The organism is Peribacillus sp. NPDC056705 (genome assembly GCF_043656335.1).
This window is the reverse complement of the sequence record NZ_JBHTYI010000001.1, coordinates 175,466-195,395: the sequence shown is the minus strand read 5'-3', so window position 1 is coordinate 195,395 and position 19,930 is coordinate 175,466. Positions and strand designations below refer to the sequence as shown.

The following is a 19,930-nucleotide window of genomic DNA, read 5'->3' as shown; positions in this document are numbered from 1 at the left end:
ATTTATGTATACGTCGTGTCAATTGTATAAATGACAAGCAACGTAGTGACCAGATTTATGTTCGTTCAGGATTGGCTTTTCCGTACTGCATACTGCCATCGCCCTCGGACATCTTGTATGGAATGGACAGCCGCCGGGCGGTTTTGATGGGCTTGGAACATCTCCCTGCAGGATTACCCTATCCCCCTTGTATCCCACATCCGGGATGGGCACGGCTGATAGTAAAGCCTGCGTATATGGATGAAGCGGATCTTCATAAAGTCCTTCACTTTCCGTCAATTCAACTATATGTCCAAGATACATGACACCGACACGGTCGGAGATATGCCTCACCACTCCAAGATCATGGGCAATGAACAAGTAGGTCAAATCAAAATCTTCCTGCAAATCCTGCAACAGATTCAAGACCTGTGCCTGGATAGACACATCCAGTGCAGACACCGGCTCATCGGCAATGATCAGTTTGGGGTTGACTGCAAGTGCCCTCGCTATGCCAATACGCTGCCGCTGGCCCCCACTGAATTGATGCGGATACCTTTTAGCATGGTAACTGCTTAAACCAACAACCTTAAGAAGTTCCTGCACACGGGCCTTTCGCGCCTTTTTATCTTTAACCCCGTGAACGATGAGTGGTTCTTCCAATATTTTCCCAATGGTATGCCTGGGATTGAGGGAAGCGAATGGGTCCTGGAAGACCATCTGCATTTCACGGCGCATCTTTCTCATTTCACTGGAAGATAAAGCTGTCAGGTCCTTTCCTTCGAAATAAACATTACCCTCACTCGGCTCAAGCAATCGAAGCAATAATCTTCCCGTAGTAGACTTTCCGCAACCGCTTTCACCAACAAGTCCTAAGGTTTCCCCTTTATAAATGGAAAAAGACAAACCATCAACTGCCTTGACCTCTCCGATGGTCTTTCCGAGAACCCCTCCTTTGATTGGAAAATGCTTCTTTAGGTTTTCTACCTTAACCAATGTTTGATTCATGCAAGGCAGCTCCTTTCCCATCTTCATACAGCCAGCAGCGAACATGCTGACCCTCATCGAATTTCAATAGAGACGGGGTCCCATTTATACATTGCTCCATTGCATGGGAGCACCGGGGGGCAAACTGGCACCCGAGGCTGCTTGTCCCAGGTTTTGGCACATTACCCGGTATTGAATAAAGGCGATCTTTCTTTATTCGCATATCGGGAATCGACTGAAGTAAACCGACAGTATAAGGATGCTTGGGGTTTTGGAAAATCGTTTGCACATTTCCTTCCTCTATCACCTTGCCGGCATACATGACAATGACACGTTCACACATTTGCGCCACTACTCCAAGATCATGGGTAATCATCATGATTGCCGTGTCTGTTTCTTTATTTAAATTCTTCATTAACTCCAGGATTTGTGCCTGGATCGTCACATCCAAAGCCGTTGTCGGTTCATCGGCTATGAGGAGTTTAGGTTCGCAAATCATGGCCATTGCTATCATGACCCTTTGTCTCATTCCACCTGAAAGCTGATGCGGATATTCTTTGAGCAATTCCTCGGCACGGCCAAGCCCAACCAGCTTCAGCATTTCCACCGCTCTATGCCGGGCCTGTTTCTTGTTCCATTTTTTATGTATCCGAAGCGTCTCGACCAACTGCTCGCCAATAGTGAACACAGGATTCAAGCTAGTCATCGGTTCCTGGAATATCATCGCTATATCATTCCCGCGAATTTTTCTCATTTTCGCTTCAGAGGCATTCGCGATGTTCTCTCCTTTAAAGAGGATTTCCCCCTCCACCTTACCAGCAGGCGAAGGAACCAGACCCATGATGGACAGAGAAGTTACGCTTTTTCCGCATCCCGATTCTCCTACAATCCCTAAAACCTCACCAGGATTGACATGGAAATCGATTGAATTCACGACAGGAATCACCCCATCGTCCGTACGAAAACTGGTTCGCAGCCCATTCACCTTAATAATTGGTTCGTCCATCAAATCACTTCCTATATATAACTTTTTTTCCAATTATATTATTGGGTTTATTATTGCATCAAAATTAAAATATTACAATATATTTTCTAAAAATTCTAATTTAACAGAATTATTTTTTTATTTTCCCCATTTACACACATTTTGGCACAAAAAAAATGACTGCTTATTTGCAGTCATTACAATGGGGAAATCATATAACTCGATTTTATTGAGGGTAAATCGAGGTTTCCAGCGGGGAAGAAGCTATATTAGCTTTTGGGGAATGAATGGATGAAAGATAATCTATATACTACTGTCACGTTTCACTATATTTCCCTGAGAATCTGTGCATGTATTTTTCATTATGGTCCTATAAATACTTTTATTATTTCCAATGTAGTAAGCATCAAATTGCTCTGTCCTACTATTCATTATTAGAAGTTTTCAAATAGGTCTTCATCACATGTCAAATTTAACTCACCCATACACTTTCTTGAAAACAATCTTGCTTCCGTGCTGGGGCAAGCCATCATTCCACCCTTCACGTAACACTATAAACCAATATGTTCAAAATCTTTGGGCTTAATATCATTTTGTTTAGATCCAATGAATTGAACCCTCTCGGCAACCACTTCAGTTACATATACATATTTGCCCTCCTGATTTTCGTATCTCCTTGTTTGTATTCTGCCAGTTATGCCGATCGTTGCACCCTTTTTACAATATTGAGCAGTATTTTCAGCCGACTTTTTCCATATGATACACTGTACGAAGTCCGCCTCATAGTTACCGACAGTATTACGGAAGTTCCGGTTGACTGCTAACGTGATATTGGAAACAGCCTTGCCCTCGGGTGTGTATCTTAATTCAGGATCCTTCGTAAGCCTGCCGACGAGGGTAACTTGGTTAATCATCTTTTCACTCCTTTCTCTTTAATATGCATTAATCATACTCTTTCTTCCATCTATTAAAAAATCGACGAAATGGTCTTATTACACCATTTTTCTTCATGAAAAACCGTTTGGATGATGCAAAATCGTTTTTTATTGATTGAAACCAGGCGAAAAACGAATAGTTAACAAAATTAAATATTTTGCAAATTTTTATTCTATCCTTCATAATTTAGACAAATGTTGGGTTTTCATTTCATTAAGGAACTTTTTTTTAGTATGATATAATTACCTTTAAAAGGATTAAATCGATATGTACCATTTCAAAAATTTACGTTGAAGAGAGGTAATACCGCTCTTTCTTGCAAGAAACGGAGGAATTAGATGAAATCATTTAAATTGATCTCGTTGCAAATTGTTACTGAAAATTTAAACTTGATCGATATCGCTTTAACAGATGGACTGATTATAAATAAAGAAAACGACGCCAGAACATGGTTACTGGAAGCCTTTGTAGAAGAAAATCATTTCAATAAGCTTCAGCCCTCACTTCCCAATATAGACGGAGAGGTGTATATCCAGGCAGTCATTACCAAAAAGGACAATGAACCGGCTTTGTTCCACACTGTTTTACGAACAATAAGAAAAGTGGGCAACCATTATAGCCTTCTATTCGTTGGCCACATCCAAAAGACACGGAGCAAATATGCAGAACTCCTTCTTGAAGATTTGGTCCAAAAAGGCCTATCCGGCGACGAATTACTAAAAGAGTTCAAGCAAAAAATCCGCTCAAAGCCTAAATTGGCAACTAATAAGTAAAAAACCCTTCCCTTAATTCCCATCCATAATCGAATGCACATAAAAAAGACTGACTTAGACGAATAAGGATACCAATCCTCTTCTTACCTAAGCCAGTCTTTCTCATTCTGTGCTAATTACCTATTTTTGTCGTCATCTTTATTATCGTCTTTAATCAAGTCATCCGCATCATTATCGACGTTATCATTGACGTTATTATCGTTGTTATCAAGTACTCCATCATTATTGTTATCATTCATATCGTTATTATCGTTGTTATCATTTACACCATTGTTATCATCATCCATGATGTTGTTATCATTTTCTGGTGCGGGATTGTTGTCATTATCATTCGTTCCGCATCCAGCAAGGAACATAATTGATAATAAAGATCCCCCAAGTAGTGCAAAAATTTTCTTCATCATTTTTGGCAACCTCCCTTCTTTCTTTATCATTAGCTATTTTGCCCGAATGTGAAAATAACTTGCGCCCTATTTTAAATTAAGGCTGTTTTCGCATACTTTGTTGCTATTTACCAAGTAAAGCGGTGTGGTTGATTTCCCCTCCAGATGCTCGCTTTCCGCGGGGCGGGCGGTGAGCCTCCTCGGCGTAAACGCCTGTGGGGTTTCACCTGTCCCGCTGCTCCCGCAGGAGTCTCGCACTTGCGCTCCAATCAACCTTAAATCGTTTAGTTGTTTTTAAAAACAACAATCTTTACGAAAGGAGCCTAAATTAAAAAAGAAAAATCCGCTTTGCTTACTCAAATAAAAAATGCCGGACATATAAAATGTCCGGCACTCAAAGGGAGAATAAAAAGTTCAAAAACTGCTCTTGCTTTAAAAAAGCAATGCAGTGCTTATTATATACACCGCTTCACGGTTCCTTAAACCCTTTTCCGAGAAATTTAGTTTCAACATTCCATTTCCCTTTCGCGGAAAATGAATCTTATTTGTCACCAAAAGCAAACATGATATCGGCTTCACACGCTGTTTCTCCATCTACCGTTGCCACTGCTTTCCCTTTACCCATTGACCCTCTCATACGCACTATTTCCACTTCCAGACGCAGCTGATCACCTGGTTTAACTTGCTTCTTAAAGCGGCAATTATCAATCCCAGCGAAAAAGGCAAGCCGCCCTTTGTATTCTTCTTGTTTCAAAACGGCTACAGCACCGACTTGCGCTAATGCCTCTACAATCAAAACTCCAGGCATAACTGGATAATCGGGGAAATGGCCATTAAAGAACTCTTCATTTGCTGAGACATTCTTCAATCCAACCGCTCTTTTCCCTTCATCTATTTCTATGATCCGGTCAACTAATAAGAATGGGTAACGATGCGGGATAATTTCCTTTATTTGTGTGATATCAAGCATAATCTTCCTCCTATGACTTAAATATTTCTAACATTACATAAACTCGCCCCTGTCATGTAGACAGAGACGTAGTTGCCATGCAATATAAATTCCGATAACGACAGCAACTACTTAAAAAAACATGGAACTACGCACCCTTGTTCACTATATCAATAATATGGGTCCATGTGGATTTTTGGAAAACATCCATTGCATGTCCTCCACCAATCACACTATATCCTAATAGTGCTCCGGATAATACAGCAATGAAAATCAATCCAATAACAATGAGTAAACGAAGCCAAATTGGCAAAAGACGGACCTTGATCCTACGATTCGGTTTCGCCTCAACTTCCTTTATCTCTTCTTCAATTTGTTGTCTCATTACACGATTTTGTTCCATATAGAATGTGAAAGCTCCTTTTAAGAAAACTCGCCGACTGATTTTCCCTTTACACCAGAAATTCAGCAGCTATGCAAAATGATCGGCACGAATGATTCCTTTTGTTATGAATCCATTATAACCGATTTGCTCTAATTCCGCAGGGAGACATTTTATTTACCAGAAACCTTAACGGATTCCATTGACCAATCCGCTCATTTGATCAGCCATCGTTACAGCCCGGGATTGAAATTGGTAGGACCGTTGAACATTGATTAGATCCGTCATTTCTTTGGAAAGATCGACATTTGATGACTCCAGAGACCCTTGACGGACTGCTGCCCTGTTGCGGGAATCCCCTGTTAATGCAGTCATGATCTCGTCTTTGTTAACACCCAAGGCATTGAAGTTTTTGGGCAGGCCAAGTAAATTTCCGCCTAGCCGGTCAAGAAATTGCGGTTTCTTGACCGAGACGATTCCGAGTCCAAATCTCTTTTCGCCATATTCTTCCGTATCCACTATCAATAAGCCATTTTCCGAAATCTTAATGTCCTTAATGTTTCCGTCAATGAGGATCGGTTCACCATTTTCATCAAGGACTTTATGTCCAGCAGAGGTAACGAGCATCATTTGGTCGTTAGCATTAGGAGATAAATAAAAGGCCCCATCCCTTGTAAGCCTTGTATTGACCCCATTATCATCTTGAACGCTTACTATGAAGAATTGGTCATCGCGGGTGAATGCAGCATCAAGGTTGCGGTCCGTCGTCTTTAAGGCTCCCTGTGAAAGCACCAATTGAGATTGGCTTATCATAGCCCCTGTTCCTTGCCGGATGCCAGGTGTGGTCAATCTTCCTTTTTCCTTGGTCTCACTCGGTTGATTATTGAAGCTCTGTGTCAATAAGTCATTGAAACTCGTTTGGGTCTTTTTGTAGGCAGTCGTGTCCGCATTCGCGATATTATTACCTATTTGGTCGATTTTACTTTGAAGTTGGTTCAGCGTATTCGTCGCAGTCATCATCGTACGATTCATGGTTTTTCCCCTTACATGTTCAAATTTCCAAAGTCATTTTTCCTACTGTTCAATTAAAGCCTGCCAACTTCATTGACCGCTTTATCCAAACTTTTATCATAGGCTTGAAGAACCTTCTGACTCGCTTCAAAAGAGCGGTATGCAGACATCATTTCTGTCATCGTTCTCGATTGGTCAACATTGGAGCCTTCAAGAAAGCCTTGCTTAGTAGAAAAACCGACATCTGCAGCCGCATATGCACTAGGTAAATCCCCATCATTCGCAGCCTTGTATAGGCCTTCCCCATCCTTCATGAGCTGTAATGACGGATCATCCGAATAACCGATGCCCATACGTGCGGTTTGAGCATTTCCTTCTAAAATAACACCGTTTTCCGCTACTGTGAATTGATCGCTATCAAGCTGGATCTTTTCATTATTTTCGTTCAATACATAATGACCGGCAGGCGTAGTCAGATAACCTTGCCCATCCAGGGTGAAGCTGCCGTTACGCGTATAACGGATAGCACCATCATCATCCTGGACAGTAAAAAAAACCGATCCCTGCCGACCCGTTTCAACATTGATCGGAAGGTTTTCATCGACCAAGGAAATATCCGTATTAAGCTGGGTTTCCTCCAATGTGCCCTGGACAAATAAAGGATTTGCCTCCTGTACATAAACACCCGTACTGAGCCCTCCAACCTGGGATAAGTTAGACATGCTCAATTTGCTCTCCGTAGGAACCGTTTTACCACCTATGTTGCTTATGAGCATTTCAGGAAAAGACCTTATACTCATTTGATCCGCTTTATATCCTGTAGTATTCGCGTTGGACATATTGTTTGTGAGCAATTCTGTGCGCCTTTGCTGTGTAAGCATCCCGGAAGCAGCCGTATAAAAACCTCTTAACATCTTCTTCACTCCTCAATTTACATAACTTATCCCGTTCAATTTCTCATATCTATCTTATCGGTCATGAACATCAGTATCTTAAGGAAAGGGACAGCATTAGGCAGAAGAATTTACCTATATCGTAGGCTAGGTCAGATTTAAAGGAATGGTGTTAAACTCTCGACTAAAAGAAGAGGGCCTATTGCTCATCTGTACTAGAACTGCACGCACTTTCACTATGCCTCACGTTTGTCTGAACCTTAGACCCCTATCTTATGGTGCGGCTTTCCATCCGCTTTTTAGTTGAATTTGTGACGTGGCAATTTATCCATATTATCAAGCATGATACCGGTTCCGATTGCTACACAATCCATTGGCTGCTCGGCAACGAGTACTGGGACCTTAAGTTCTTCAGCAAGAAGTAAATCAATCCCGTGAAGCAATGCTCCCCCGCCTGTTAAAATGACGCCGCGGTCGATGATATCTGCAGAAAGTTCTGGCGGTGTCCGCTCAAGCACACTTTTTGCAGCTTGTACAATGATGGAAACCTGCTCGCGAAGAGCTTCCTCAATTTCTTCCGAGTTGACCGAAATGGTTCTAGGCAATCCCGATACCATATCGCGCCCACGGATATCGATGACTTCATTACGGGATCCAGGGAATACGGTTGCAACCTGGATTTTAATGTTTTCCGCTGTACGCTCACCAATAAGGAGCTTGTACTTCCGCTTGATATAATTTAAAATTTCATTATCGAATTTGTCACCGGCCATTTTAATTGAAGAAGATGTAACGATATCCCCCATTGAAAGAACGGCAATATCCGTTGTACCCCCGCCAATGTCTACGACCATATTGCCGCTTGGTTGAAAAATATCCATACCGGCACCGATTGCAGCCACTTTTGGTTCTTCTTCAAGGAATATTTTTTTTCCGCCGCTTTTTTCAGCCGCTTCTTTAATCGCTTTTTGTTCGACACTTGTTATGTTGGTCGGGCAACAGATTAAAATTCTAGGCTTTGAAAGGAAGCCTTTCACATTCAATGTATTGATAAAATGCTTAAGCATTGATTCTGTTACATCAAAATCCGCAATGACACCGTCTTTTAAAGGACGGATTGCGATGATGTTTCCTGGAGTACGGCCTACCATTTTACGAGCTTCTTCCCCGACGGCAAGAACACGGTTCGTATTCTTATCAATCGCAACTACCGAAGGCTCATTTAACACAATTCCTTTACCTTTGACATGTATAAGAACATTGGCTGTTCCAAGATCTATCCCAATATCTCTAGCAAACATTTCTTAAATCCTCCTTGAATATCCTCACATATAACCTACTTCTGTCCTAATTGTTTATTTTACCATATTGCATTGACACAAGTAAGTATGAATTATAAATAAACACTAATAAATACTATTATTCCCTTTTTTGCCAATATGTAAAAAAAATTGATGCCTTATGTACTAAATTTCGCATTTCCCCATAAAAAAAATCCCGGCACGGAACTGCAATCAAGGTTAAGAAAAAAAATGGACATTCACTTTCATGCCCCCTTATCCCAGATTGCCCGATTCACTTCCAATTGCCGGAATGATTCAAGTATCATTTAACGATTTCTTCTTCTCTTTCAGAACGTTTATATTTTAATTTTGTCGCTTCTCCACCTCTAAGGTGGCGAATGGATTTATGATAATCCAATATATCCTTCACTTCGTTAGCCAAATCAGGATTAATTTCTGGCAGCCTCTCAGTCAAGTCTTTATGAACCGTGCTTTTAGAGACTCCGAACTCTTTTGCAATGACGCGGACTGTTTTTCTAGTTTCCACGATATACTTTCCTATCTTGATAGTTCTTTCTTTGATGTAATCGTGCACACCACTCGACCTCCCCAAATTGGATGTGAGAAGTGTGAAATGAGATTCGTATTTTTCGAATCGAATACCGCTGCCCTATAAACAATGAAAGATAGAATTATTCACCTATTAGATAATTTGTAATAAACGATTCCTCACCTCAAACACTCTCTTTGCATGGTTTATAACATCTTATTAGCTTGGTTAAGAATATATGCCTAATGGGACAGGAGGTTTGGATTTATTTCTGATTTTCATCTGTTTATTTTCATTAAGCGTAAATTATTTCCCGAGAAATTTGTCAGAAATTCAAAGGTTTCAGCATATTGGCCAATATTTCCTCGAAAAAAAGGAAGCCGTTCAAAGTGAACGGCTTCCTTTTACCAAATTTTCAGTTGTTGTCATTCGTAACGCTCTAGGTTTTTGTTTTGATTTTATTAAAAATCTTGATCTTAATTAGATTGATTCAACGAATCTTTTAAGGAATCGCTTTCTTCAGTTGTATCTTCACCAGGGACAGAGCCTTCCTCATCAGTGCCACTCTCTAAATCAGTGCTCTCGTCAGTTTCGTCAACTGCAGGAGCTTGCTCCGTGCCAGTTTCAGATTCTTCAACTGCAGGTTTTTCCTCTTTATCAGCTTCAGAACCTTCGACTGCAGGTTTTTCTTCTTTATTAGCTGAATCTTCAAGTTCACTGCCTTCGGCTTCAGTTGCCGATTGAATCGCAGAAGCTTGTTTATCAACAAAATCAAGTGGGTTTAACGCAATGTTATCTTTTCTGATTTCGAAGTGTACATGTACGCCAGCCTCTTCATTGATTTGGCTTTTTCCAGCTGTAGCAATTGCTTGTCCTTGTTTCACTTTGTCACCGACTGCAACCTTAATGTCTTTAACAGATTGATAACGGGTAACAACGCCATCTTCATGTTCTACTTCAACTAAATTTCCAAGTAGCGCATCGTCTTGAACTTTCGTTACATTTCCACTTAAGGAAGCCTTTACATCGAAAGTCTTTCCATCTTCCATTGCAATGTCTATACCTTTGTTTTGCTCATATCTATTGTTGTAGAAAACCAATGCTTCTTCTTGTGCTTTTTCATCTGCATTCACATCATAAAACTGTTTCTTGATAACCGTTTTGTTCGCATCGGCTACAGGCATCTTGATTGTCTCAAGATTACTATTAACCTCTACAGAAGGCTCACCATAGTTTTTTCCTGTTTCAGCTGATTCCTCTTTGCCATCTTTAGCTGAATCGTTAAAACTATTTTGTAATAAGAAGGCCGCGGCTAAGATTATGGCTGCACTTGCGATATAGATTGCTGATAATGCCCAACGTTGTTTTAGTATACGTCGGATTGTGGAAGTTGGTTTCTTTTCTTCCTCTCTCATATTAATCACCTCAGCAATCATTCTGAACATTTTGTTAAGATTATATACATTCAGGAAAAAAATATTTTAGATTTATTTTGTGGAAATGAAACCGATTTTATTCGTAGAATGGTAAAATGTTTGGTATCTTACAGTTGAAGGATGTTTAAATCATGAAAAAAGCTTTTAAATTTGTGTTAACGTTATTGCCTTTCCTATATATGATTGCCATTTGGATAATGTCGAGCAACCCCGATGATATGATTCTTGATCTTCCCTCATCCTCAATTGACCGATTTATCAAAGAGGCACTTCATCTGGTCGAATTTGCCATTTTGTATATATTATTAGTTTCCGCCCTTGCTGCAAACCAAAATCTGAAACCTGGTTTAAGCCTGTTGGCGGCACTTGTGGCTTGCCTTTACGGAGTTATTGATGAATACCACCAATCCTTCGTCCCATACCGCTCCTCTACCTTAATAGATGTCATTAAAGATATCATAGGAGTAGCTGCAGTCTATTTTCATGTCCAATATCATTATTTCAAGCGTGAACGGGGCTTTTTGACCGTTATAGAAAAAATTAGTGCAAAAAAATGAGAGATGGGGATTCCCATCTCTCATTTTTTTGCTGTCATCGTATTCAGCCACTTATTTGAAGACTGAACTTTGACGCCTTTATAATAATATTTCACGATGTCTTCATAGGTTTTACCTTCCCTGGCCATGCCATTGGCACCGTATTGGCTCATTCCAACTCCGTGCCCGGATCCTTTTGTCGTGATGACAATCTGGTTGCCTTGACGCTCCCAGTCAAAATCGGATGATGTCAGCCCGAGCTTCTCACGAATCTGTTTTCCTGTCATTTTCTTTCCTGCGATTTCCACTACACCTACACGATTACCTGATGTTCTTTCAATGACAGTCCCTATTGATGTTCCCGAAGAAAGACTTACACCCAGTTTTTTTTCAAAATCGGCAGCATTCACTACAACTTTATTATAAAATTTTGGTGATTCTTCTTTATCCCACGGACTGGATACACTTTTTAAATAAGGATAATCAGCTTGCCAATAGTCCTCGGAATTTTCCGTGTAGCCATTACTGGTCGAAAAAAAAGTGGCAGTAATCGGTTTTCCTTCATAGGTTAAAATTTGACCCGAAGTTTCTTTTATAGCCTTGTTAATTTTTTGCATCTTCGATTTATAATCAGAGCCCCACTGTTTTTTCAGCTCATCATTATTCTTATAAACTTGGTGCATGACCGTATCGCTTACATCGGCACCATCCGGCAAGCCCAGCCGACTTTCGCTTATAAGCTGATTGACAATGTAAGTTCTCGCTGTCAATGCTTGAGCCTTCAGCGCTTCTTCTTCAAAATCCGCAGGCATTTCAGCCGCAACCACACCAGTCAAGTACGATTCAATCGGCAGTTTTTCAATCTTTTTTGCAGATGTTCGGTAAACGGCAACTTCTACGGAACTCATTTCATTTGCAGCTACCTCTTTACCCTCATTCTTTACTTTCTTTTCTAATTGTTCGGTCAACTGCCCGCTTGTCTTATCATTTGAAAATGGAAGCACAAGCACTGCCGGAATCATGATAATTACGAACGCTACTGCTATGAATAGTACGATCATCGGTTTGATTGCTTTCAAATTCCTGAGCCTCCCTACACTTGTTTTCTCTGCCGTGTTTAATCGTATCCAGCAGGTATCTTTACATAACAAATGTATGTCGGGGGACAAGCTTTTATGAATAGAAAAACGACATCCATTTAACTGTAGCCGATGAATCCGTATCAAGACAAAAAAAACCATTCACGGTTCAATGACTCGAACGTGAATGGTTCTATAAGCTATTTATGCGTTTAAATCTGCAATTTTTTTTGCTTCAGCAGGTACATCTTCGTTAATACGTTCCACATCTGCACCTAGGGATGCCAATTTACCATGGAAATTAACGTACCCTCTGTCAAGATGCTTCAGTTCTGTAACACGTGTAATGCCATCTGCAACCAATCCAGTCAGGATGAGAGCTGCTGCGGCACGTAAATCTGTTGCAGCTACTTCAGCTCCTTGAATGTTAGTTGGTCCATTAACGATTACGGAACGGCCTTCTATTTTAATATTGGCATTCATGCGACGGAATTCCTCAACATGCATGAAACGGTTTTCGAAAACGGTCTCCGTAATCATACTTGTTCCTTCAGCACGCAGTAATAATGCCATCATTTGCGATTGCATATCTGTCGGGAAACCAGGATGCGGCATTGTTTTAATATCAATGGCCTTTAAGGTTTTTGGACCGATAACGCGTAATCCATCTTCTTCTTCAAGAATTTTAACGCCCATTTCCTCCATTTTAGCAATAAGGGAAGTAAGGTGTTCAGGTACAGCTCCTTGAACTAGAACATTGCCGCCAGTAAGAGCGGCCGCAGTCATGAATGTACCAGCTTCGATACGGTCAGGTATAATCGTATGTTCAGTGCCATATAATTTATCGACACCCTCGATTCTCATCGTACCTGTACCGGCACCTCTGACTTTGGCACCCATTTTATTAAGGAGATTCGCAAGATCTACAATTTCAGGCTCTTTGGCCACATTTTCAAGAATAGTTATACCCTCAGCAAGTGTTGCTGCCATCATGATGTTTTCAGTGGCACCCACACTCGGGAAGTCAAGATACACTCTTGCACCCTTAAGTCTGCCTTCTACCTCGGCATCAATGAAACCATTGCCGACCTTCACTTTTGCTCCCATCGCTTCAAAACCCTTTAAATGCTGGTCGATAGGACGTGATCCGATGGCACAGCCACCAGGAAGAGCAACGCGGGCCCGGCCATTCCTTGCTAGTAATGAGCCCATCACTAAAACGGAAGCTCTCATTTTACGTACATATTCAAATGGTGCTTCTTCTAATAACTCTCTTGATGCATCTACAGTTACTTGATTGTCATGAAAGGCAACATCTGCATTTAAGTTGCGCAATACTTCATTGATTGTATATACATCGGAGAGCGTAGGAACATCTTTAATGATACTTTTCCCATCACTTGCTAATAATGTTGCAGCGATAACTGGCAAAACGGCGTTTTTAGCACCTTCTACTTTAACTGTCCCGCTAAGCCTTTTTCCGCCGCGGACGATGATTTTTTCCAAAAGTATTCCCCTCCGCGTCCATTTTCTCTATATTAATATTCAAACGTTATGATTGGTGTGCCAACTACAAAGTTCGTTTGGTCACCCATTCCTTCTGTCCGTAGCCCAAACTGCAAATTTAATTTTTCTTTTGTCAATTGTTGTTTAAACAATGTTGAATGTGCAGATATAGATGTAAAGTTTGTTTCATGCACACTCTCAATTTCCCTTGCTTGGAACATATCTAACAGGTCTTCAGTTTTAGAGTTTAAAACCGAATCCATATTATCATTGATAGACCCTTTAATACAAGAAAAAATTGAAGGAGTTCCTATAAATAGGTCATTCACCCTGTTTTGGAACGTAGCAGTAAAAAATGCCGCATTGGCTTCCTTCCACTCTTTCCCCTCCACTTCGTAAATGACATAGGTAACTTTATCAAATTTCTCTTCCGTTGTCATTATTTTGATAGACTCGGTCAGACCTGAATCGACATTGTAAGTTAACGCCTCAGCCTTCCAGCCGGAAGCATCATCTTTCCGGTGCCATTGAAATTGAGGGTATTTTCGTTTTAAAGCTGTAACTTCGCTTTCAAACTCTTGTTTAGTTGTAATCTCTTTATTTATTTCTCTAGTGAGTACAGACCAATCCCTTATGTCCAAATCTTCATCTTTTTGTAACAGTCCCACCATTTTAACTATATCTGGTTTACTTTCTGCCACAATCGTACTATTCCCAATTAAAATCACCGTCAAACCGAGAAATACTATGTATGTTAACATTTTTTTGTTTAAATTAAACATGTTAAATCCCTCCCCTTTTACACATTCTTTCCACAAGGAGAGAGATCATACTTCAAGTTTTCCGACAATTGGTGACAACTTCCCCTTAAACTGGCAGGAAGCAAAAGCGAATACAAGAGTAGAATCATATTTTGCTATAAGAAAACTCTTACAGCTTATCAGTCATTACTAAACATATACGGGAGTTGGTTTGCAAATCCCAGGTAGTCGAGGAAGAAATTACTTACAGCTGAACCGATGGCAACCGTTAATAAAATATATAAAACCCTGGCCTTGATGACCGAATTGGATCTTAGCATTTTATCAAAATGTAATGCCTGTAAAGCCCACCAGGTAACTGCGATGAAAAACAAGTGTGCAATAATTCCTGTTAAAGCCTGCTGTCCCATGGCTGAAAACATGTACATACCTCCTAAAAGACACCCAAATTATATTCTAACACAAAACCCCTGCATATTTGGAATTTAAAAGGAAGAATTGCAAAATATCTTTTTAAAACTGTAAATAGAGGCTTGATCCAATGGAACAAGCCTCTGATACAGGCATTATATCATTTACTCGAAATAAAGTCTGTAAATTCACCAAATTGATCATGAATAAACTCAAAGGCAATATTTGGTGCCACCCCGAAAAGAATGGTGCCTATCACGCAAATGATCAACACGGCGTAAAGACCCGGACGGATGTTAATAATCTTCTCCGAATGAATGGGTCGGAAAAAGACCTGCACCAATAATCCGAAATAATACACATAGGAAACAATGGTTCCAGCAATCATGATTCCAGCAAGGACAAAATGTCCAGGCTCCGTTATGAATGTTCCTAGAAAAATATTGAGTTTGCCAATGAAACCTGTCGTCCCGGGAATTCCAGCAAGTGCCAGGATAAATACGGTGAATGCCATGGCAAGATACGGTGATTTCCTCCCCAATCCTGCAAGAATGCTAATATCTTCTGACCCACTTTGACTGGAGAGCAGCTGAATGACTGCAAATACACCTATATTCATCAATATATAAGCCATTAGATAAAACCAGACTGTATCCAGCAGGAAATATCCCCCGCCCAATGTTGCCACCGCTACAAGCAGGTAACCCGCATGGGCGATGCTTGAATAGGCGAACAATCGTTTTAAATTTTGCTGCCTTAACGCAACCACATTTCCAATGATGATCGTCAGTCCCGCCAATGAAGCTATATAGATATTATTTTTTTCCAAAAAGTCGAGCGCTCCGAACATATCACCGGAAGCTGTTAGGTACAACGAGAGAAAAATGCGCAGGATGATGATGAAACCCGCCATTTTCGAAATTACACTCAAAAAGGCTGTGACCGGTGTCGGTGCCCCCTCATAGACATCCGGCGCCCACATATGAAATGGGGCGGCAGCTATCTTGAAGGATACACCGACAAATACCATGAAGAAAGCGAGTCCCATAATGTATTGCAGCTGGCCGTCCGTCATTGCAGCCATCGTCCGGCTCATTTCACCTAGATTGACGGAACCGGTCACTCCATATAAATAGCTCATTCCGAATAAAGTTATCGCTGTGGAAATGCCTCCGTTTATCACATACTTCATGGACGCTTCATTGGACTTCCGATCATGCTTCCGTATTCCGACCAATATATAAGATGAGAGTGAAAGAAGTTCCAGTCCAACGAACAGTGTTATCAAATCACCGCTTGAGGACATGACCATCGCTCCAAGCAAAGCGGTCAGGAACAGATAATAAAATTCCCCCCGGTGCTCCCGCAGCCCCTCTTGCGGTTCATATCCTTCAGCCAGAAGGATGATTAGGGCCGCTCCGAATAAAAGCAGCAACTTAAAAGCTTTTGCAAATGAATCTAAACGAAACGTATCGGATAAGATACTGACTGTCTCAAAGGATAGCAGGCTAATCAGTGACAAACAGGCCAAAATGATTCCGGTTAACGCGAACCATGCCAGTTTTCTCCGATTAAAGTGCTTCGGCCAAAATAAATCCAATATCGAAAGAAACATGGCCGTTCCTAGGATGATGAATTCCGGCATCATCGCTCCCCAATCATAAGAAAGCATCGTGTTCCAATCCATCCTTCATCGCCCCCCTAGAGCTAGCATCATGGCTTCAATCGTTCCTTGAAGAGGCCGGCCTAACAAATTTGGGTATACCCCAACAGTTATTATCAAACCGAGAAGAACCAATGCAGGCAAAAACTCCCAGCCCCTAAGGTCCCGTTTCTCTGTTTCTATCAAGCTATCATTTTTCCCGAAAGTCATCAGCATGACCGCCCTCAGTACATAAACAGCGGTTAATACCAGACCGATCACCCCTATTGCCGCAAGCAACGGCTGACTTTTGAATAAACCAAGAAATACCATGAATTCGCTGATGAAGCCGGACATGCCAGGCAAACCGAGTGAAGCCAGCCCACTGGCTAACATGAACCCTGAAAAAATCGGCATCGACTTGGCCAAGCCCCCAAGCTTAGGAAGCATCGTCGTTCCCGTCCGCTCATACAACACTCCCACCAGGAAAAACAACAAAGCGGCAATTAGCCCGTGTGAGATGACTTGAAAAGTGGCTCCCTGAATGCCCGCTTCATTCAAGGCTCCCAGCCCCATCATGACGATACCCATATGTGAGATGGACGAGTAGGCTAAAACGAGCTTGAAATCCGTTTGTACCAACGCTAGAAATGCACCATACAAAAAACTGAGGACCCCAAACAGGACAATGGTAAAGGCCAAGCTTTTATATTGTTCCGGAAATATCCCCATTCCGAACCGGATGATTCCGTATGCCCCTATTTTCAATAGGACACCCGCATGTATCATGACTATGGATGGAGGCGCTTCTGTATGGACCCGCACCATCCAGCTGTGAAAGGGAAAGACGGGCAGCTTTATCGCAAATGCAACGAGAAAGGTGAGACATAAACCATATTTCATCGAACCGGATATGGGTGCAAAAAGCGAAACACCGCCCATTGTCATCATCTGTGTCAATGCCGCAATGTTAGTCGTACCTGTCCTGGCAAACAAAATCAAAATGGCCACCAATAAAACGGCCGAACCAATGCCATTATAAATCAGAAAACTATAAGAAGCTTTTTCCCTCTCCAGAAAGCCCCATCTACCAATTAAAAAGAAAGCTGGAATCAATGTCATTTCAAAAAAGATGAAAAAAAGGATCAAATTTTCTGCCGTGAAGACACCGAGCATTCCGATCTCCAGGATCAAAAATAACAAATAATACCCTTTCCAATCTTTTTTTATATAAATGGACGCGATTGCGGCCAGAGATGAAATGATTGTTGTCAGTAATATGAAGATGAGGCTTAAGCCATCCAGCCCCAACTCAAAGTCAACCGTGAAGAGTTTGGGATCATACATCTCCAAGTTCCCAAACCTGATCCAATTCAATTTAATGTCAAATTCGGATAGGGCCACACCCGAATAATATTGGCTGCATAGAAAGAACGATAGGAAAAGGGGAGGCAGTGTTCCGAAAAAGCCAAATTGTTTAATCGTTCTTTCCTCATTTTTCGGCATGAGGGCAACCATCACTATGCCCAGCAGCGGTGAAAACACTAATAGCGAGAGCAAATAGACATTCATCTTAGATACCCCCCAGTCACTGCATAAATCACCAACAGTACCGCAAGACCCAGAAAGGCTATCATGCCATATTGCTGTACCTGTCCCGTTTGCAGTTTAGACCCAATTTTCCCCAACCCTTCTATTGAACTTGTTACAGTGGAAACCAGGCCACCGACAATGAACCTTTCAATATAAGATAGGAATAAACTAAAGCCTTTGATTGCATAACCTGCAGTAAAATGGTAAATCTCATCAATATAATACTTATTTTCCAAAACCCTATAGACCCCGGAGTTTTCTTTGACAAGCCACTCCCGAGGTAATGTCTTTTTAGCATATATCATATAAGCAAGGCATATCCCGGCCAGCGATACAATCACGGCCATCAACATGACCCAAACAGGCCCCTCACTATGGCTGGCGCCTAGAAGAGATTCATTTCCCTCCACAAGCCACTCCCCAAGGAAGGTTCCAAACCATGGTGTTTGGATATACCCACCGATTATAGCAAGAAAGGCCAATGCGAGCATCGGAATTAACATGATGGAAGGTGACTCCTTGACCTGTTTGACTTGACTGCGCGAATCGCCTGCAAATATCATGAAAAACAGCCGGAACATATAAAACGCAGTTAAAAAGGAGGTAACCACCGCTAGACCAAACAATATATAACTACCATTCTCCCAGGCGGCCATCAGAATTTCATCTTTACTGAAAAAACCCGAGAGCAATGGAAACCCGGATATCGCCAAAGTGCCAGTCAAGAACAGCGGCCCAGTCCAATTCAACTTACCCCATAAGCCGCCCATCTTTTCCATATCCTGTGTATGTATGGCGTGAATAACACTGCCTGCAGCCAAAAACAGCAATGCTTTAAAAAAGGCATGGGTCATTAAATGAAACACCCCGGCCACATATCCCGAAGTACCCAAAGCAAGCATCATAAAACCAAGCTGGGAGATTGTCGAGAAGGCCAATACACGCTTAACATCCTTTTGCACTATGGCAATGCTTGCGGCAAATATGGCTGTAATTCCACCTGTTATTGCGACGACCTGCATCGCAGCAGAACTAGCCATGAATAACGGAAACATGGCCGCTACCAGGTAAACCCCTGCAGCAACCATCGTTGCTGCGTGTATCAATGCGGAAACCGGAGTCGAGCCTTCCATTGCATCCGGAAGCCATGTGTGAAGTGGAAATTGTCCAGACTTCCCAACCGCTCCGATAAAAATCAAAATAGCGATTAATGTCAGTTTTCCACTTGATATCATGCCCGCTTGAACAGCTTGAAAGATCTCTCCATATTCAAAGCTGCCTGTTTCCCAGAATAGAAGAATGATGCCGATTAAGAGCCCTACATCCCCAATCCTGGTCATGATGAATGCCTTCTTCGCTGCAGCCTTAGCTTCCAGTTTATAAAAGTAAAATCCGATGAGCAGGAAAGAACCCACCCCGACCAATTCCCAGAAGATATAAAGCTGTAATAAATTAGGTGCCATGACTAGACCAAGCATGGCAAAGGTGAAGAAGCCCAGATAAGCATAAAAAATGGAGAATCGCACTTCACCCTTCATATACCCCTGCGAATATATCTGGACAAGCAGGCTGACAAGGGAAACGATCACAAGCATCAAGGCATTAAGCTGATTGATCTCGAATCCGGCTGTAAGTTGCGTCCCTCCGAAGGAAAGCCAGTCTATCGATATATTATACGTAGGTTCTTTAAATCGTTCTAACAGGACAAGCAACGATAAAACAAACGAAGCCAATGTACATATTATTCCTATAATAGCCCCTCGTTCCCGCAACCGCCCGCCTGATAGAAGCAGAACCAGAAACGTGACGAGTGGAAAGATCGGTATGAGCCATGCGTGCTCCATCATCGTATCAA

General features: G+C 41.6%; 20 protein-coding genes. 2 read left to right on the top strand and 18 right to left on the bottom strand.

Annotated elements, in window-relative coordinates; translation table 11 throughout:
• Positions 1-18 precede the first annotated feature (18 nt).
• From ACFRAK_RS00960 to ssb, 3 genes are all read right to left on the bottom strand, one after another.
• Positions 19-987 (bottom strand): ABC transporter ATP-binding protein, encoded by a 969-nt coding sequence (locus ACFRAK_RS00960; RefSeq protein ID WP_394571171.1) that lies wholly within the window; start codon positions 985-987, stop codon positions 19-21.
• Positions 968-1,972 (bottom strand): ABC transporter ATP-binding protein, encoded by a 1,005-nt coding sequence (locus tag ACFRAK_RS00955; protein ID WP_387601289.1) that lies wholly within the window; start codon positions 1,970-1,972, stop codon positions 968-970. Before ACFRAK_RS00955 ends, ACFRAK_RS00960 begins: the two co-directional genes overlap by 20 nt.
• A gap of 530 nt (positions 1,973-2,502) precedes the next feature.
• Positions 2,503-2,865 (bottom strand): single-stranded DNA-binding protein, encoded by a 363-nt coding sequence (ssb, locus tag ACFRAK_RS00950; RefSeq protein ID WP_387601292.1) that lies wholly within the window; start codon positions 2,863-2,865, stop codon positions 2,503-2,505.
• A 360-nt stretch (positions 2,866-3,225) separates the two neighbouring features.
• Here ssb and ACFRAK_RS00945 point away from each other — a divergent pair, with 360 nt between their 5' ends.
• On the top strand, positions 3,226-3,660 hold the full coding sequence (locus tag ACFRAK_RS00945) for a YwpF family protein (RefSeq protein ID WP_192207234.1): 435 nt from the start codon (positions 3,226-3,228) through the stop codon (positions 3,658-3,660).
• 116 nt (positions 3,661-3,776) lie between these two features.
• Here ACFRAK_RS00945 and ACFRAK_RS00940 read toward each other — a convergent pair whose 3' ends face one another.
• From ACFRAK_RS00940 to spoIIQ, 8 genes are all read right to left on the bottom strand, one after another.
• A complete protein-coding gene (locus ACFRAK_RS00940) occupies positions 3,777-4,064 on the bottom strand; it encodes a hypothetical protein (RefSeq protein ID WP_387601295.1) in 288 nt (95 codons plus the stop codon).
• A 520-nt stretch (positions 4,065-4,584) separates the two neighbouring features.
• Entirely contained in the window at positions 4,585-5,013 is a 429-nt protein-coding gene (fabZ, locus tag ACFRAK_RS00935; RefSeq protein ID WP_034315755.1) for a 3-hydroxyacyl-ACP dehydratase FabZ, read from the bottom strand.
• Positions 5,014-5,140: 127 nt separating this feature from the next.
• Positions 5,141-5,395 carry a DNA-directed RNA polymerase subunit beta gene (locus ACFRAK_RS00930; RefSeq protein WP_137016469.1) on the bottom strand — a complete coding sequence of 85 codons (255 nt, stop codon included), beginning with the start codon at positions 5,393-5,395 and terminating at the stop codon, positions 5,141-5,143.
• 168 nt (positions 5,396-5,563) lie between these two features.
• The gene (locus tag ACFRAK_RS00925) at positions 5,564-6,406 is read right to left on the bottom strand and encodes a flagellar hook-basal body protein (protein WP_394571170.1); all 843 of its coding nucleotides are present in this window, start codon (positions 6,404-6,406) and stop codon (positions 5,564-5,566) included.
• A 53-nt stretch (positions 6,407-6,459) separates the two neighbouring features.
• Positions 6,460-7,299 (bottom strand): flagellar hook-basal body protein, encoded by an 840-nt coding sequence (locus ACFRAK_RS00920; RefSeq protein ID WP_387704451.1) that lies wholly within the window; start codon positions 7,297-7,299, stop codon positions 6,460-6,462.
• A 278-nt stretch (positions 7,300-7,577) separates the two neighbouring features.
• Entirely contained in the window at positions 7,578-8,579 is a 1,002-nt protein-coding gene (gene mreB / locus ACFRAK_RS00915; protein WP_260286845.1) for a rod shape-determining protein, read from the bottom strand.
• Between the two features lie 304 nt (positions 8,580-8,883).
• Positions 8,884-9,156 carry a sporulation transcriptional regulator SpoIIID gene (gene spoIIID / locus ACFRAK_RS00910; RefSeq protein WP_034315767.1) on the bottom strand — a complete coding sequence of 91 codons (273 nt, stop codon included), beginning with the start codon at positions 9,154-9,156 and terminating at the stop codon, positions 8,884-8,886.
• Between the two features lie 431 nt (positions 9,157-9,587).
• The gene (gene spoIIQ / locus ACFRAK_RS00905) at positions 9,588-10,526 is read right to left on the bottom strand and encodes a stage II sporulation protein SpoIIQ (protein ID WP_387601304.1); all 939 of its coding nucleotides are present in this window, start codon (positions 10,524-10,526) and stop codon (positions 9,588-9,590) included.
• Between the two features lie 152 nt (positions 10,527-10,678).
• Here spoIIQ and ACFRAK_RS00900 point away from each other — a divergent pair, with 152 nt between their 5' ends.
• Complete coding sequence (locus ACFRAK_RS00900; RefSeq protein ID WP_387601307.1) at positions 10,679-11,104, top strand: VanZ family protein; 426 nt, start codon at positions 10,679-10,681, stop codon at positions 11,102-11,104.
• A 20-nt stretch (positions 11,105-11,124) separates the two neighbouring features.
• Here the strand turns inward: ACFRAK_RS00900 and spoIID are convergent, their stop codons facing one another.
• The 7 genes from spoIID to nuoL all read right to left on the bottom strand — a co-directional run bounded on the left by spoIID (position 11,125) and on the right by nuoL (position 19,922).
• On the bottom strand, positions 11,125-12,162 hold the full coding sequence (spoIID, locus tag ACFRAK_RS00895) for a stage II sporulation protein D (protein ID WP_387704447.1): 1,038 nt from the start codon (positions 12,160-12,162) through the stop codon (positions 11,125-11,127).
• Positions 12,163-12,366: 204 nt separating this feature from the next.
• On the bottom strand, positions 12,367-13,668 hold the full coding sequence (gene murA, locus ACFRAK_RS00890; protein WP_260286858.1) for a UDP-N-acetylglucosamine 1-carboxyvinyltransferase: 1,302 nt from the start codon (positions 13,666-13,668) through the stop codon (positions 12,367-12,369).
• Positions 13,669-13,700: 32 nt separating this feature from the next.
• Positions 13,701-14,450 carry a YwmB family TATA-box binding protein gene (locus tag ACFRAK_RS00885; protein WP_387601313.1) on the bottom strand — a complete coding sequence of 250 codons (750 nt, stop codon included), beginning with the start codon at positions 14,448-14,450 and terminating at the stop codon, positions 13,701-13,703.
• Between the two features lie 158 nt (positions 14,451-14,608).
• The gene (locus tag ACFRAK_RS00880; protein WP_192207241.1) at positions 14,609-14,851 is read right to left on the bottom strand and encodes a DUF1146 family protein; all 243 of its coding nucleotides are present in this window, start codon (positions 14,849-14,851) and stop codon (positions 14,609-14,611) included.
• 149 nt (positions 14,852-15,000) lie between these two features.
• Positions 15,001-16,527, bottom strand: a complete 1,527-nt coding sequence (gene nuoN / locus ACFRAK_RS00875; protein WP_394571169.1) for an NADH-quinone oxidoreductase subunit NuoN — start codon at positions 16,525-16,527, stop codon at positions 15,001-15,003.
• 3 nt (positions 16,528-16,530) lie between these two features.
• Positions 16,531-18,054, bottom strand: a complete 1,524-nt coding sequence (locus ACFRAK_RS00870; protein ID WP_394571168.1) for a complex I subunit 4 family protein — start codon at positions 18,052-18,054, stop codon at positions 16,531-16,533.
• Positions 18,051-19,922 carry an NADH-quinone oxidoreductase subunit L gene (gene nuoL / locus ACFRAK_RS00865; RefSeq protein WP_394571166.1) on the bottom strand — a complete coding sequence of 624 codons (1,872 nt, stop codon included), beginning with the start codon at positions 19,920-19,922 and terminating at the stop codon, positions 18,051-18,053. Before nuoL ends, ACFRAK_RS00870 begins: the two co-directional genes overlap by 4 nt.
• Between the last annotated feature and the right edge of the window lie 8 nt (positions 19,923-19,930).